Source organism: Ulvibacterium sp., from assembly GCF_965228935.1.
GTDB lineage: Bacteria > Bacteroidota > Bacteroidia > Flavobacteriales > Flavobacteriaceae > Ulvibacterium.
Map to the genome: position 1 here is coordinate 5,396,497 of NZ_OZ245846.1, position 15,088 is coordinate 5,411,584.

9 protein-coding genes are annotated in these 15,088 nt (G+C 44.3%); 3 read left to right on the top strand and 6 right to left on the bottom strand.

What is annotated here, in order from left to right; genetic code table 11:
* Nucleotides 1-2,769 (bottom strand): phosphoenolpyruvate carboxylase, encoded by a 2,769-nt coding sequence (locus tag ACO06Y_RS22820; RefSeq protein ID WP_422081372.1) that lies wholly within the window; start codon nt 2,767-2,769, stop codon nt 1-3.
* A 236-nt stretch (nt 2,770-3,005) separates the two neighbouring features.
* Between ACO06Y_RS22820 and ACO06Y_RS22825 the strand changes: the two genes are divergently transcribed.
* Entirely contained in the window at nt 3,006-4,259 is a 1,254-nt protein-coding gene (locus ACO06Y_RS22825) for an ATP-binding cassette domain-containing protein (protein ID WP_422081373.1), read from the top strand.
* Nucleotides 4,260-4,300: 41 nt separating this feature from the next.
* Here ACO06Y_RS22825 and secDF read toward each other — a convergent pair whose 3' ends face one another.
* On the bottom strand, nt 4,301-7,276 hold the full coding sequence (secDF, locus tag ACO06Y_RS22830) for a protein translocase subunit SecDF (RefSeq protein ID WP_422081374.1): 2,976 nt from the start codon (nt 7,274-7,276) through the stop codon (nt 4,301-4,303).
* 158 nt (nt 7,277-7,434) lie between these two features.
* Nucleotides 7,435-8,361, bottom strand: a complete 927-nt coding sequence (gene mdh / locus ACO06Y_RS22835) for a malate dehydrogenase (protein ID WP_422081375.1) — start codon at nt 8,359-8,361, stop codon at nt 7,435-7,437.
* Nucleotides 8,362-8,616: 255 nt separating this feature from the next.
* On the opposite strand from mdh, the gene ACO06Y_RS22840 reads away from it, so the two are divergent.
* Nucleotides 8,617-8,988: a hypothetical protein gene (locus ACO06Y_RS22840; RefSeq protein ID WP_422081376.1), complete on the top strand. Its 372-nt coding sequence runs from the start codon at nt 8,617-8,619 to the stop codon at nt 8,986-8,988.
* Nucleotides 8,989-9,062: 74 nt separating this feature from the next.
* On the opposite strand, the gene ACO06Y_RS22845 is transcribed toward ACO06Y_RS22840, so the two are convergent.
* The 3 genes from ACO06Y_RS22845 to asnB form a co-directional block, all read right to left on the bottom strand.
* Entirely contained in the window at nt 9,063-10,079 is a 1,017-nt protein-coding gene (locus ACO06Y_RS22845) for a DUF6588 family protein (protein WP_422081377.1), read from the bottom strand.
* A gap of 71 nt (nt 10,080-10,150) precedes the next feature.
* Nucleotides 10,151-12,091, bottom strand: a complete 1,941-nt coding sequence (gene gyrB, locus ACO06Y_RS22850) for a DNA topoisomerase (ATP-hydrolyzing) subunit B (protein ID WP_422081378.1) — start codon at nt 12,089-12,091, stop codon at nt 10,151-10,153.
* Between the two features lie 518 nt (nt 12,092-12,609).
* Nucleotides 12,610-14,280, bottom strand: a complete 1,671-nt coding sequence (gene asnB / locus ACO06Y_RS22855) for an asparagine synthase B (RefSeq protein WP_422081379.1) — start codon at nt 14,278-14,280, stop codon at nt 12,610-12,612.
* 242 nt (nt 14,281-14,522) lie between these two features.
* Here asnB and ACO06Y_RS22860 point away from each other — a divergent pair, with 242 nt between their 5' ends.
* The gene (locus ACO06Y_RS22860) at nt 14,523-15,062 is read left to right on the top strand and encodes a DUF2911 domain-containing protein (protein WP_422081380.1); all 540 of its coding nucleotides are present in this window, start codon (nt 14,523-14,525) and stop codon (nt 15,060-15,062) included.
* The last annotated feature ends 26 nt before the right edge of the window (nt 15,063-15,088 follow it).

Consider the following 15,088-nt stretch of genomic DNA (forward strand, 5'->3'; position numbering starts at 1 on the left):
CTATCCTGTGTTCCGGTTTGCACTGGCAATGGCATTAATGGTCAGCATCAATTCCGTTTGGGTCTTTTCCGCCATTTTTGCATCTAGTTGGCGTTCCTCTCGCCATTTTTCCAGAAGCTCCACTTGTTTTTTGTGCAATGAGGTCATAAGCGTCGTCCGAAGCTGATTGGAATAGTAATGGTTTTTTCGTCTTTCCTTAATATCCCTTTCCAAGAGATCATACAAATGGTCCCGCATGGACTTTAACTCTCCTAAAAATTTGGATAGGAATTCCTTCCTAATATCGGTATCCGGTACCAATTCGGCATACATGCTCATTATTTCCTCATCGGTAGCGGCCAGGCTACTGTCCACATTGGTAAAGACATATCGTAAAAAAGGGTCTTCTTTCAAGGCCTCCTTCAATGCACCGTAATCCTGTGGATGGGACGATTTCAAATTTTTAAGTGCCGTGCCAAGACCATACCAACTGGTCATATGATATCTGGCCTGACTCCATGAGAATACCCAGGGTATAGCCCTAAGATCCGCCAGGGAACTGGCACCGGTCCGCTTGGCAGGCCTTGAACCTATTTTACTGGTTTCTATGGCATCGATTGGGGTCGCGGTTCTGAAGAACGCAATGAAGCCTTCTGATTGAATCAATTCCCCATACCGTTCCTTACTTTCATTGGCCAACCACTCTATGATTTCGGAGTGTTTATGAAAAGTTCTTTCCCTACTCTGTTCCAAGAGTGTTTTGCTCAAGGTATTAGCCACCAACAATTCTATATTATAGGCTGCATTTACCTTGTTGGCATATTTCTGGGCTATGGTTTCCCCCTGTTCCGTTAATCGAATATCCCCATTGGGGGAACCGAAGGATAGGGCCTGTACAAAATAATGGGTCGGCCCCGATCCCCGACTTATCGATCCCCCTTTCCCATGAAAGAATCGGATATCCACACCAAAGTCCTTACCGACCTGTGCGAGTTTGTATTGTGCCTTGTACAAATTCCACTGACTGGCCATAATGCCACCATCTTTGTTACTATCACTATAACCGACCATGATCTGTTGCCTTGGACGGGCCAGGTTCTTCTGTTGCCGTTCATACTCCAAAGATCGCATCACCATGGGGTTGCCAAGATATTCCTTTAAGATGGAGGGGCCATTTTCCAAATCCTCAATGGTTTCCAATAGGGGCACTACATGAACTTTGGAGACCAATCCTTCATCGGTCATAAAAGTAAGACCCGCTTCCTTTGCCATAAGATAGACCGTCAAAAGGTCGGAAAACGAGCGCGTCATACTCACGATAAAGGAACCGATACAATTAAACCCATATTTGGCGGTGTGGGCCTCTACAGCACGATAACATTCCATTACCGTCTGGGCCTCTTTTTCCAATGGGGTCTTTGGATGGACAAAAGGGCGGGCGTGCCGTAATTCATCCAAAAGGAACTGGGTTCTTTTGGCCTCGTCCCATTCCCCAAAGGCGTTTTCCTGCAACTGGGCAGCCTTTAACAATTGGGAAACCGCTTTATCATGAAAGGCGCTATTTTGTCTGATATCCAAGGCGGCAAGGTGGAAGCCAAATACCTCTACGGTACGTATCGCCGCCGTTATATCCCCATAGGCAACGGATTTTGCCCCAAACTGCAACAGTTCCTTTTGCAATATCCGTAGGTCATTACGTAATTGCGAAGAATGTACATAGGCCCCTTGTACTTCGGAGAGCTTGGTAGCGTGTCCTCTTTCCGTATCCACGGGCAATTTCGCCAGCATCAGGGAAACCATCTGTCGAAAAGCCTCACCTTTATTCCGGTTTAGCGCCTCGGGGCCTTTGTCTCCCAGCTTGGCACTCATTTCCTGAAGTCTCTTTTGATAATCCGTGCTACAGTTTTCCAAGCTATGGGTGAGGCTCAACCGTCTAACTAAAGCGTTGAGCTTCCTACGGATGACTACGAAGGCATTGAGACGTAACTGGAGCAGCGTATCTTGGGTCACCTCTGCGGTCACCAGTGGATGGCCATCACGATCACCGCCCACCCAGTTGCCAAAAGCAATATGAGGATAAAAATGATGGGCCCTTAAAGTCTCGCTATTAAAACCTACAATGGACAGGGCATGCTCCAATCGGTTGTCGACAATGGAAATAACCTCTGGAAAGACATTCACCAAATAGTGCAATATATTCCTGAATTCGGAATCTACATCAGGCTTTTCCAAGTAGATTTCCCCGGTTTTCCATAAGCGGTATAGGGTCAGTTTAATAGTCTCCCGGATCCTTTCCTTTTCATGGTTGGAATACATCGTATTCTCCAACTGTACCAACAGTAAATACAATTCCCTATGATGCTCCAATACCGTTGCCCGTTTGGCTTCCGTGGGGTGTGCCGTCAATACAGGTTCTATGGATAATTTCCCCATGGTGTCCAAAATCTCCCTCTGGGTAAACCCCTGCTCTTTTAAGGCTTTCAAATTCCACGCCCAAAGCCCATTGACCCCCGCAAAATCCTGTTCCTCCAGTTTTCTCCGATTTTGAACGGCACTGTTGATCTCCACCATATTGACCAACTGAAACACCAAGGAATAGAGTTGTACCACCTTTGGGGTAATCGAAACATCCTTGGAAGCGCCCTCTTGAATCCAAGGAATACTATCGGCAATGGTTTCCTCGCCATTTTCAACGAGAACCTCATAAAGGGCCTCCAAAAGGAACCTAAGATCTATATACGCTTTGCCAATTTCTTTTTCAACCTTCTTAAGAGTAATACCCTCTGTCATGTTTTCCTATTAAAGTTCAACCTTAAAATTTCGTGAAAAATACTTTACAACCGACTATTAAAAAAGCTTTACTACCCTTAAAACCGAAAAAAATAACAATTTGTTCAAATTAATGGGTCAGATCCAGAATCTATATACCCCCTCTTTTCAAAGTACATGAAGCAACCATTGCATAGCCTTCCGAAAGCGTATACGCCTTTTGAAGCATTACCGAACAAACCATATCTTAGCGGTCTATGAATCCTACTTCAGTCAAAAAAGAACACTGGGCCATTTTTATTGATAACACTTCGGATAAAACCCATTTCATCGAATCGGTATTGGATGGAAATCCCCCAACCGATCTCTTTAGACTAAAGGGACGAAAAGGGGCTCTATTTTCCAAACTTGCCCTGGAAAGGTTTAAGGTGGAAGAAGACCGACATGATATTAAAGTGCTTACCAAGAACATTTCCCAAAGTCTCCGATCCCTTTCCAGTGGAGAACAAAAAAAAGCACTGTTAAAATACATTTTGAATGACATTCCGGATTTTGTTATCCTGGATAATCCTTTTGATAACCTGGATACCGAATCCCAGGAAGAATTGGTAAAGCTGATTAAAAAGATTTCTTCCGATACAACGGTCGTTCAGATACTGAGCCGGAAAAAAGACCTCCTCCCATTTATTACCCATTATGCCAGTCTCAAAAAAAGGGATGTACAGATTCACGAAAATCCGGTGCCCCTTTCCCCGAACGAATCTATCCCGAGTCTGGCCGGTATTCCCTTGCCGTTACATGAATGGGAATATAGCCCAAGGACATTGGTGGATTTAAAAAAAGTAACCGTGCGATTCGGAGATAAAATGGTGCTCGATGCCATAGACTGGAGAATCCAAAAGGGGGAATTTTGGCAATTGATCGGGAAAAACGGAAGTGGTAAGACAACGATGCTCTCCATGATTACCGGAGAAAACCCAAAAGGCTATGGACAAGAACTCTATATCTTCGGTCATAAAAAGGGCAGTGGGGAGAGTGTATGGGAGCTTAAAGAAAAAATGGGATACTTTACACCCACTATGACGGACAAGTTTACCGGGTATCATACCTTGGAACATATGATCATTTCCGGACTTACGGATTCCATAGGGCTATACACGAAACCAACGGAAGCCCAGTTGCGTTTGGCCTCGGAATGGTTAAGATTGATAGGTCTGTGGGATATCAAGGACACCCACTTTCATAATCTCACCATGGGCCAACAACGCCTCATAATGACGGTAAGGGCCATGGTAAAACATCCGTTGTTATTGATTTTGGATGAACCTACCGCCGGACTTGATGATACCTCCGCGAACTTGTTGGTGGCCTTGGTCAATAAAATGGCCAAAGAAAGTGACACGGGCATTATATTTGTTTCCCACAGAAAAGAGCCTGGCCTAAATCCGGATTTTGTTTACGAACTAAAAATGACACCTCAAGGGTCACAGGGAAGAAAAAAGCCGTCCTAGGACGGCTTTTTTAAAATCTATCGACAAGTTCGGCAGGCAGGCTAGGCCATTGCCTTTTCGGCCTTTGGTTTTGCTATTTTCTTCCGTATGGTATCGAACATAACGGGTGTTGCGATAAAAACAGAGGAATAAGTACCGACTATGACCCCAACTATCATGGCGAACATAAAGCCACGAAGCGATTCACCACCAAAGATGAAAATCGCCAATAACACGATCAAGGTCGTTAACGATGTATTCAATGTTCGACTTAACGTACTGTTTACGGCCAAATTAATGTTATCCCCGCCTTTCCAGCCCCGCTCACCAATAATCTCCCGGATTCGGTCAAAGACCACCACTGTATCGTTCAAGGAATAACCGATAACGGTTAATATCGCGGCGATAAAGGCCTGATCTATCTCCATATTAAAGGGCATGATCGTTCCGAATAAGGAAAACACCCCGAGAACGATCATTACATCATGGAATACCGCAACCACCGCGCCCAAGGAAAATTGCCATCTTCTAAACCGAAGTAAAATATATAAAAATACCACGGCCAGGGAGCCAATAATGGCAAGGAAGGCATTGTTCTTTATGTCATCCGCTATAGTAGGGCCAACTTTTATGGATTGCAGGATACCAATGGATTTTTCACCACTGCCTACCCTAAAATCCTCCATACTGGTACCATCGGGCAAATACTTTTGTAACGAGGTATATAATTTGGTCTGGATTTCATCGTCCACCTCAATTCCTTCCACATCTACCTTGTAAGGTGTGGTCACCTTTATCTGGTTGGACTCCCCGAAGATTTTTACATTGGTACCGCTTCCAAATACCGTGTTAAGCTCAGAGGCAATTTCCGATGGGTTTACCGCCTGCTCAAAACGTATCTGGTAAGAACGACCACCGACAAAATCAACACCTTGCTGAAGGCCTTGGGTAACTAGGGAAAAGACACCGATACCTACCAATATCAAGGAAATGACATAGGCTATTTTCCGTTTGCTCAAGAAGTTTATGCTGATATTCTTAAACAGATTTTTGGTAATTGCGGTGGAGAAATCCAAGGTCCTGCCCTTACCGCTTATATACCAATCCACCAATAAACGGGTAATGAAGATGGCGGTGAACAAGGACGTAAGAATACCGATTAAAAGCGTAGTCGCAAAACCCTTGATGGGACCCGAACCAAAAACAAACAATATAATGGCCGTAAGACCGGTGGTAACATTGGCATCCAAAATGGAGGACAATGCATTGCTGAACCCGTCGGCCACAGCCTCTCCCTTGCCCTTACCTTTGGCCAGTTCTTCCTTAACGCGTTCAAAAATAAGTACATTGGCATCCACAGACATCCCTATGGTCAGTACGATACCCGCAATACCGGGTAAGGTAAGTACCGCTCCCAAACTGGTAAGTACCCCAAAGATGAGAAGGATGTTCAACAACAAGGCGATATCCGCAAATATCCCTGCTTTCCCATAGTAGAAGACCATCCATACCAAAACAATGGACATGGCGATCATAAAGGACATAAAACCACTGTCTATGGCCTCCTGTCCCAATGAAGGCCCTACGATTTCCGACTGAATAATCTCAGCGGATGCAGGCAACTTTCCAGCCCGTAACACATTGGCAATATCCTTGGTTTCGTTTACGGTAAAGGTTCCCGTAATTTCCGAACGCCCTCCGGAAATAGGCCCTGAGGATACCCCGGGAGCAGTGTACACTTTATTGTCCAGGACGATGGCAATACCGGTTTGATTCGTAAAGGCGTCCCCGGTCAATTTTTCCCATTCCTTGGCCCCTTTGGTATTCATGGTCATGGTAACCGCGGGTTTTCCAAATTGGTCAAAATCATCCCGGGCATCGCTAACAACATCCCCGCTTATTCTTGGAATGGCATCACGGTTGGATTTAAGTGCGTATAAATCCACTACTTCCGCATTTTCGGCAGAGGGCCGTTCCCACAAAAATTTGGCGAAGCGTATGTCCGCGGGCAGCAATCTACGTACTTCGGGCATTCGCAAATAGCCTCCAAACTTTGCGGTGTCCTTTATCGCCACCTTGGCAATGGCATAACCACTTCCCGGCCCGGCGATTAAATCGAAGACCGGATTTACTTGATTGGCAATATCCAATGAGTCTTCCGCAACGTCGGAAAGAAGGGAATCCAATTCGGACTCCTCCTTTACGGGTTCTTCTACGGATGTGGTATCCACCAAGGATTTCAATTGATCATTTGCGGAAATAAAAAATTGGGAAATACTCTGATTGCTTGGGCTATAGGTTTCCCAGAACTCCAATTGGGCCGTACTGGAAAGAAGATCCTGTGCCCTAGCAATATCCTTTGCCCCAGGCAGTTCTACCAAGATACGACCGGAATTACCCTCTCGTTGGATGTTGGGCTGGGTAACGCCAAAACCATCGATTCTTTCCCGTAATACTTCAAATGCCGAAACAATGGATTCATCGATTTTCCTTCGGATAATCGGCTTTACCTCATCGTCGGTCATTTGAAAATTGATTTCGTCGCTCAACCCTTTGTTCGCAAAAATATCGGGAGAGGCCAGTTGGGTATCGCCTTTTATCTGGTCAAAAGCATCAAAAAACAACTCCAGATAGGTATCATCACTACTTTTGGAAGCAGCATCCGCATCGGCCAAGGCCTTATTGAAAATAGGGTTTTTGGTATTATTGGCCAATCCCTTTAAAATGTCCTTTACGGATATCTGCAGGGTAACGTTTATACCTCCCTTAAGGTCCAAGCCCTTATTCAATTCTTTCTTCTTGGCATCATCATACGAGGTATAGCCCAGAATCGGGTTGTTGCCAATGGAATCCAAATATCTGGCCTCCAACCCTTCACGTTTTGTAACGTAATCTTCTTCAGTCTCGGATATTTGGTTCACGGCAAAAACTTCTGCTTCTTTTTCAACCTTTCCGGTTATGAACGTGTAGGATAATTGGTAGATGCTTACCAGTCCAAACAAAAAAGCAAAAAGCTTTATAAGTCCTTTATTTTGCATTGATTAAGTGTTTTATGAATGCATTTTGTAACAGCGTGCAAATATATGATTTACCCTAGGATTTGGCAATATATTTATGAGTAATTGTAAAAACCAAAGCCTCCTACCGGTTACAATCGGTAGGAGGCTTTATATCTATTTTAGGTCTAAGGATGTCCTTATAACTCCAATAAACCATTGGTCTTGGAGACCCCTGCGGCGCTTTCCTTCATCTTGTTCTTCTCGGCATCGCTCAAAGGTACATCTACAATTTCCTCTATTCCATTTTTACCCAATAGTACGGGTACTCCGATACAAATGTCTTCAAGGCCATATTCGCCTTCTAGATAGGTGGAACAAGGAAACATTTTCTTTTGATCGCAAGCAATCGCCTGTACCAGGCTAGAAACAGCTGCTCCCGGAGCGTACCAGGCACTGGTTCCCAATAATTTGGTCAAGGTAGCACCTCCTACCTTTGTATCCTCTACCACCTGTGAGAGCCTTTCCTCTGTTAAAAACTCGGTAACATTGATGCTATTTCTTGTAGCATGCGAAGCCAGGGGTACCATTCCGGTATCGCTATGACCGCCAATCACCATACCGTCTATATCGGAAATAGGGGCGTCCAAAGCCTCTGCAAGCCTGTATTTGAACCGTGCACTATCCAAAGCGCCGCCCATTCCGATAATCCTGTTCTTGGGAAGGTCAGTGGTCTTATGCACCAAATAGGTCATGGTATCCATAGGATTACTGACCACAATTAAAATAGCGTCAGGGGAATGCTCCAGCAGACTGGAGGCAACGGTCTTAACGATTCCTGCGTTAATTCCAATAAGTTCTTCACGGGTCATACCCGGTTTTCTGGGTACCCCCGAGGTTATGACCGCTATATCGCTTCCCGCAGTTTTGGAGTAATCGTTGGTTATACCGGTTATTTTGGTATCAAAACCATTTAGGGAAGCAGTTTGCATTAAGTCCATGGCCTTGCCTTCGGCATACCCTTCCTTAATATCCAATAATACTACTTCAGACGCAAAATCCTTTATGGCAATGTACTCCGCGCAACTAGCACCTACGGCACCTGCCCCTACTACGGTAACTTTCATATTCGTATAATTTAATAGTTGTTTTTTAACAGTGCAAAAGTAGGGATTATACCTTGATAAAAAATGACAAAAATCAGTTTAATCCAAGTTGTTTCCGACGTCTTGAAAACACGTAAAAACAAATAAGATTGTTAAAAAAAATGACCGTTCAACGAAGAAAATCATATTACGGTGCCATACATCGAATTTTAGCAATATCCATTGCCCATAACGCGTTCTCATATATACCAAAACCCGAACCTGAAAACCTACAAAATGAAAAAGTTCTTTTCATTTCTCGCAATCATTGCCATTATCTCCGTTAGCAATTGTTCCCGAATAGCCGAGAATAACGACCAAGTTATTGGAATTTGGTCCAACGTTACAAAAATATCCACAGAAAAAACGCAAAACCAGACTTTCCGCGAGGAATGGATTTTTAATGATGCCTATCTCGGCAGATACCATGCCATAGAAAATGGCAAGATTACTGTAAAAACCGATTTTAGATGGAGTCAGGATGATGGAATATACACTATTTCCTATCCCGGATTGGATAGAGCCGATGATCATGTGACCCTGAACGAATCCGAGGAAGGAAGCATGTTGGAAGACATAAACGGAAACCCCTTTGCGATTAGGGAGTAAAAATAGAAGGTTGATACACACAATAAAAGACCGTTGGCGAACGATTAACCCCAACGGTCTTTTCATATGGTATCTTATCTAAAACCAAAATTTATGCCCAAAGTAAGGTTATTGAATTCGGCCAAGGTATAGTCCACATTCAATCTAAAGAATCCCAGTTTCAACTTTGTCCCGATGTTGGCCCGTACCCCACTGGCGTCCTGATCCACCGTAAAAGGATCGGTATAGGTCTGCTGAAAGGGTCCGGATTGTACGATATAGGTACCTAATACATCCGTGGAGGATTTACCGGTCATATAGCCAATTCCACCATAAAAGTTGATAACGGGAAGTTTGGTGGAGGCAATGGCCTGGAAAACCCAAGTATTCATAGCTACATCTATCCTTTGGTCTTGACCGGCAATAATATCCGTATTGCTAAAATCATAGGTAGCATCCAAATGGGTGTAGCCGATTACTCCGGAAATGGCCAAGGGAAATAGTTTTTCCGCAGGTAGATGACTCGTAAATTCATGCTGTAGTCCAAAACCATATAAGCCTGCGGCGATATCATCTGTATTGATCTTTGGAAAAAAGCGGGCTTTTATCTCCGTTCCCTTAAACAATCCCACACTTGCCTGTAAAAAGGCCGAGGGAATGAAATTGATGTCCTCGGAAGCAAGGCCGGAAGGCAATTCGAATTCTTCGCGTTCCGTTATGCCCGGGGCTATTTCCGCCTCTACAAAGACACGAATACCCTCTATATCACCCAAAGCCGTGGAAACGGGCCTTTCCGTACCCCCATCCACAAACTGAAGGTTTTCATAATCGGCCGTGTTCAAGACAAATGATTTTTTATCATCCTTATTCTTGAAAGATGAAGCATTGCCAATAATTGAAATTTCGAACCCGCCCAGGGGTTTGGATTCTCCGGAGTTGTACCACCCATTGGAGATGCTGTGCATTGCCCCTTCGGAAACCGGGGCCAGATAGTCGTTCGTATATCGTTCGGCATCGTCCAGACCTGCGGACAATAGATCATTGATATTGGACTGCGCAAGGATTACCTGAAACCCGGACAGTACAAGAAATAAGGAAAGTACAGTTTTCATTGTATGATTTTTCCCTAAAACTAAAAAACCCCGACATATCTGTCAGGGTTTTTGTTGTGAAGTGCCGATTCTTATGCATCAATGTTCGCATAAACGGCATTTTTCTCTATAAATTCCCGTCTTGGAGGTACTTCATCACCCATGAGCATGGAAAAAATACGGTCGGATTCCGTGGCATTATCTATGGTAACCTGACGTAAGGTCCTAAACTCCGGGTTCATGGTAGTATCCGCCAACTGTTCGGCGTTCATTTCCCCGAGACCTTTGTACCGCTGTACGGAAGCCGATCCACCAAAACTTTCTATAATGTCATCACGATCCTTATCGTTCCAGGCATATTGTTTCTTGTTGCCTTTTTTGACCAAATACAGCGGTGGAGTGGCAATATATACGTGCCCTGCCTCGATCAATTCGCGCATATAGCGAAAAAAGAAGGTAAGAATCAGGGTTTCGATATGGCTACCATCCACATCCGCATCGCACATAATAACGATTTTGTGATATCGCAATTTTTCCAGGTTCAAGGCCTTGCTGTCCTCTTCGGTACCAATGGTAACCCCAAGGGCCGTATAGATGTTCTTGATCTCCTCGTTTTCAAAAACCTTATGTTGCATGGCCTTCTCAACATTCAAAATCTTTCCCCTAAGCGGCAAAATAGCTTGGAAACTACGTTCCCTACCCATTTTGGCCGTTCCGCCGGCAGAGTCCCCCTCAACAAGGAACAGCTCGCATTTAGCGGGGTCTTGTTCGGAGCAATCTGCCAATTTTCCCGGTAATCCTCCGATGCTCATGGGCGACTTACGTTGTACCATTTCCCGGGCCTTGGTCGCTGCATGCCGGGCTTGGGCAGCTAGAATCACCTTCTGAACGATCATTTTGGCATCATCCGGATGTTCTTCCAAGTAGTTGGTCAACATTTCGGAAACGGCTTGGGAAACCGCTGAGGACACTTCCCTGTTGCCCAGTTTGGTCTTGGTCTGCCCCTCAAACTGGGGTTCCGCCACCTTGACTGAAACTATGGCCGTTAATCCTTCCCTAAAATCATCGCCTTGAACCTCAAATTTTAGCTTATCCAGCATTCCGGAGGCATCCGCGTACTTTTTCAGCGTAGTCGTAAGTCCCCTTCTGAATCCCGATAAGTGGGTTCCTCCTTCATGGGTATTTATATTGTTCACGTAGGAATGCAAATTCTCGGTATAACTGGTATTATAGATCATGGCGACCTCAACGGGAATGTCGTTCTTCTCACCCTCCATGGCGATGACATTTTGAATCAAGGCCTCTCGGTTCCCATCCAAAAAACGTACAAATTCCCGTAGTCCTTCATCGGAATAAAAGGTTTCCGAAAGAAATTCGCCATCCTCGCCTTTCTGACGTTCGTCCGTTATGCTTATGGTCACACCCTTGTTCAGATACGAAAGCTCCCGCATCCTATTTGCCAAGGTTTCATAGCTGAATTCTATGGTCTGGGTAAATATGGTTTCATCCGGATGAAAAGTGACCAAGGTGCCCCTTTCCTTTGTTTCCCCCACACTTTTAACGGGATACAGTGTTTTCCCCCTTTCGTATTCCTGTTCCCATATCTTGCCATCCCTATATACGGTGGCCTTCAAATGATTGGATAGTGCGTTAACGACCGAAACCCCTACACCGTGTAGACCTCCTGAGACCTTATAGGAATCCTTGTCGAATTTTCCACCGGCCCCGATTTTGGTCATGACCACTTCCAAGGCCGAAACGCCTTCCTTTTTGTGAAGATCCACGGGAATTCCCCTACCATTATCCCTTACCGTTATGGAATTGTCCTTGTTTATGGTAACACTGATCGTATCACAGTGTCCTCCCATGGCTTCATCTATAGAGTTGTCCACCACCTCATAAACCAAGTGATGCAATCCCCTAACACCTACATCACCAATGTACATGGATGGACGCATACGTACGTGCTCCATCCCCTCAAGGGCTTGAATACTATCCGCCGAATAATTCCTTTTTTCTGTTTCTTCGCTCATAGAATTTAAAAGTTGTTTTCACCTTCCCAATATCCATTGGGCGCCCATGAAAATCAGTAGATATTTACTTTTTCAAAAGGCTTGGTCCCATTCAATTTTTACAATCCTACAAATATACGGAAAACCCTATAAAATATAGTGTTTTACTCCCTTTAAAGCTTCTAAGTTATCAACAAAAATTGTGGAAAATATTAGTGTTTTCAGCCTTATTCTTTAGACTGATTTTTTATTGAAAAACAGGGATTCCAAAAATCAAAAATGATGTTGGCTAATTTCCTTTTTTCTCGCAAAAATGACACCCTCCCAGGGTCAATTCGGCCAACACCTTTTTTCAAACTTGGCCTTGCAACAAAACCCCGCCCGGAATGGCGGGGTTAAGGACTAATTAAAATAAAAAACTGAGCCCCAATCACGGCTGATGGGCAAAACAGAGCTGTGTTTGTTGGATCCATGATCAAAAACCATACGTTCGATCAAAGACCGTCAACAGCTTCCTTAGGCGAGGAATTCCATAAATTTCATTTTATATAAGCGTCGTCATGTACATTGGCTACTGCCCTTCCAGAGGGGTCGTTCATATTCTTAAATGCCTCATCCCATTCCAAGGCGATCTTGGTACTACAAGCAACTGAGGGTTCCTGCGGAACACACAATGCTGCGGCGTCCGAGGGGAAATGTCCTTCAAAAATGGAACGGTAATAAAACTCCTCCTTTGTCGTCGGGGTCTGTAACGGGAATCGGAACTTGGCATTGGTCAATTGCTCATCTGAAACTTTTTCCTCCACCAGTTCCTTTAAGGTATCGATCCAACTATACCCAACCCCATCGGAAAACTGCTCTTTTTGTCTCCATGCCACACTTTCGGGCAAATAATCCTCGAAGGCTTTACGAACCACCCATTTTTCCATGCGTTCCCCATTGATCATCTTATCCTTGGGGTTGATGCGCATGGCTACATCCATGAACTCCTTGTCCAAAAATGGTACGCGTCCTTCGATACCCCAAGCAGCCAAGGACTTGTTGGCCCTGAGACAGTCATACATATGAAGTTTGTCCAGTTTCCGAACGGTTTCTTCGTGAAAATCTTTGGGGCTCGGTGCCTTGTGAAAGTACAGGTAACCGCCAAAAAGCTCATCGGCACCCTCACCGGACAATACCATTTTAATTCCCATGGATTTTATAACCCTTGCCATAAGATACATGGGTGTGGAGGCCCGAATGGTAGTAATATCGTACGTTTCCAAATTGTAGATGACATCCTTAATGGCATCCAATCCTTCTTGAATCGTAAACTTTATTTCATGATGCACCGTTCCGATATGATCCGCTACCTTTTGGGCGGCCGCCAAATCGGGGGAACCTTCCAATCCCACCGAGAACGAATGCAATTGGGGCCACCAAGCGTCCGTAGTATCGTCCGACTCTATTCTTTTTTGGGCATATTTTTTGGCAACGGCCGAAGTGACAGAGGAATCCAAACCACCGGACAGTAGTACCCCGTATGGAACATCCGACATCAACTGACGATGGACCGCTGCCTCCAAAGCTTCTCTGATTTCCTTGATACTGGTCTCATTTTCCTTGACCGCTTCGTACTCCATCCAATCTCGGGTATACCATCTTTTTAGTTCCCCATCCCTGCTATGCAAATAATGACCGGGAGGAAAAAGTTCTATTTTGGTACATGTACCTTCCAAGGCCTTTAACTCGGACGCCACATAAAAGGTCCCGTTCTGGTCCCAACCCATATATAATGGAATAATGCCCATATGGTCCCTAGCCACAAAATACTCGTCCTTCGTGGCATCATAAATGGCAAAACCGAAAATACCGTTCATTTCATCCAAAAAGTCGGCACCCTTTTTTTGGTACAAAGCCAAAATAATCTCACAATCGGATTGGGTCTGGAAATCATACTTCCCTTCAAACTGTTTTCGTAATTCCCTATGGTTATATATTTCTCCATTAGCGGCCAAGATTAGCTTGCCATCGGCACTGAACAGGGGCTGCTTCCCTGAAACCGGGTCTACAATGGCCAATCTTTCATGGGCCAAAATAGCCTTATCATCCGAATAGATACCACTCCAATCCGGCCCCCTATGCCTTACTTTTTTGGACATTTCCAAAAGTTGGGGTCTCAATACCTCGGTACTTTCCTTAGCATCGAATGCACAAACAATTCCACACATATCAATTAAATTCTATCAATTTAAAGGCAAAGATGTAGATAATATTTCCAAAAAAAACAATAAATCTACTTTATATTACTATTTAATATTATTATTCGTAATTTATACAAATAATGTAACTATAATTGGCGATATTGAAGAAAAATGGAACGCTCTGTAAGTTGCCTAAATTTTAACGACTTTTTATAAGTCTACAATTGGATTACTAACTAGCTTTGAGCACACTAAAAACAAAAACGAACATGAAAAAATTATGCTCTTTTGCCATTTTAATATTGGCAATTGTATTTACTATCGAGGTTTCGGCCCAGAAATTTGATGGACTGGATAAAAGCCCTATGGATATGGCCGCCTTCCCTTCCAGTTATAGGGTTTCGGATAAAGCCGTGCGAATCATTTATAGCCGTCCACAGTTAAAGGGTCGTTCTTTGTCCGAACTGGCCCCGGCGGGAAAAGTTTGGCGTACCGGTGCCAATGAGGCTGCGGAAATCACCTTTTATAAGGATGTGACTTTTGGCGATAAGGCTATTTCCGCCGGCACATATGCTTTGTTCACCATTCCTGGTAAGGACCAATGGACCGTTGTACTTAATAGCAACCTGAATCAATGGGGTGCTTATTCCTATGACGAATCTGCCGACGTAGCCAGGATTACCGTATCCGCAGGTTCGGACAGTTCCTCCTTGGATGCCTTTTCCATTGCCTTTAAGGAAGTGGACAATGGGGCCCATATGGTCATGGGCTGGGATAAGACCCGAGTGGCGGTACCAATAACGCTTTAAGATTTTTTATACTTCATACGGAACCC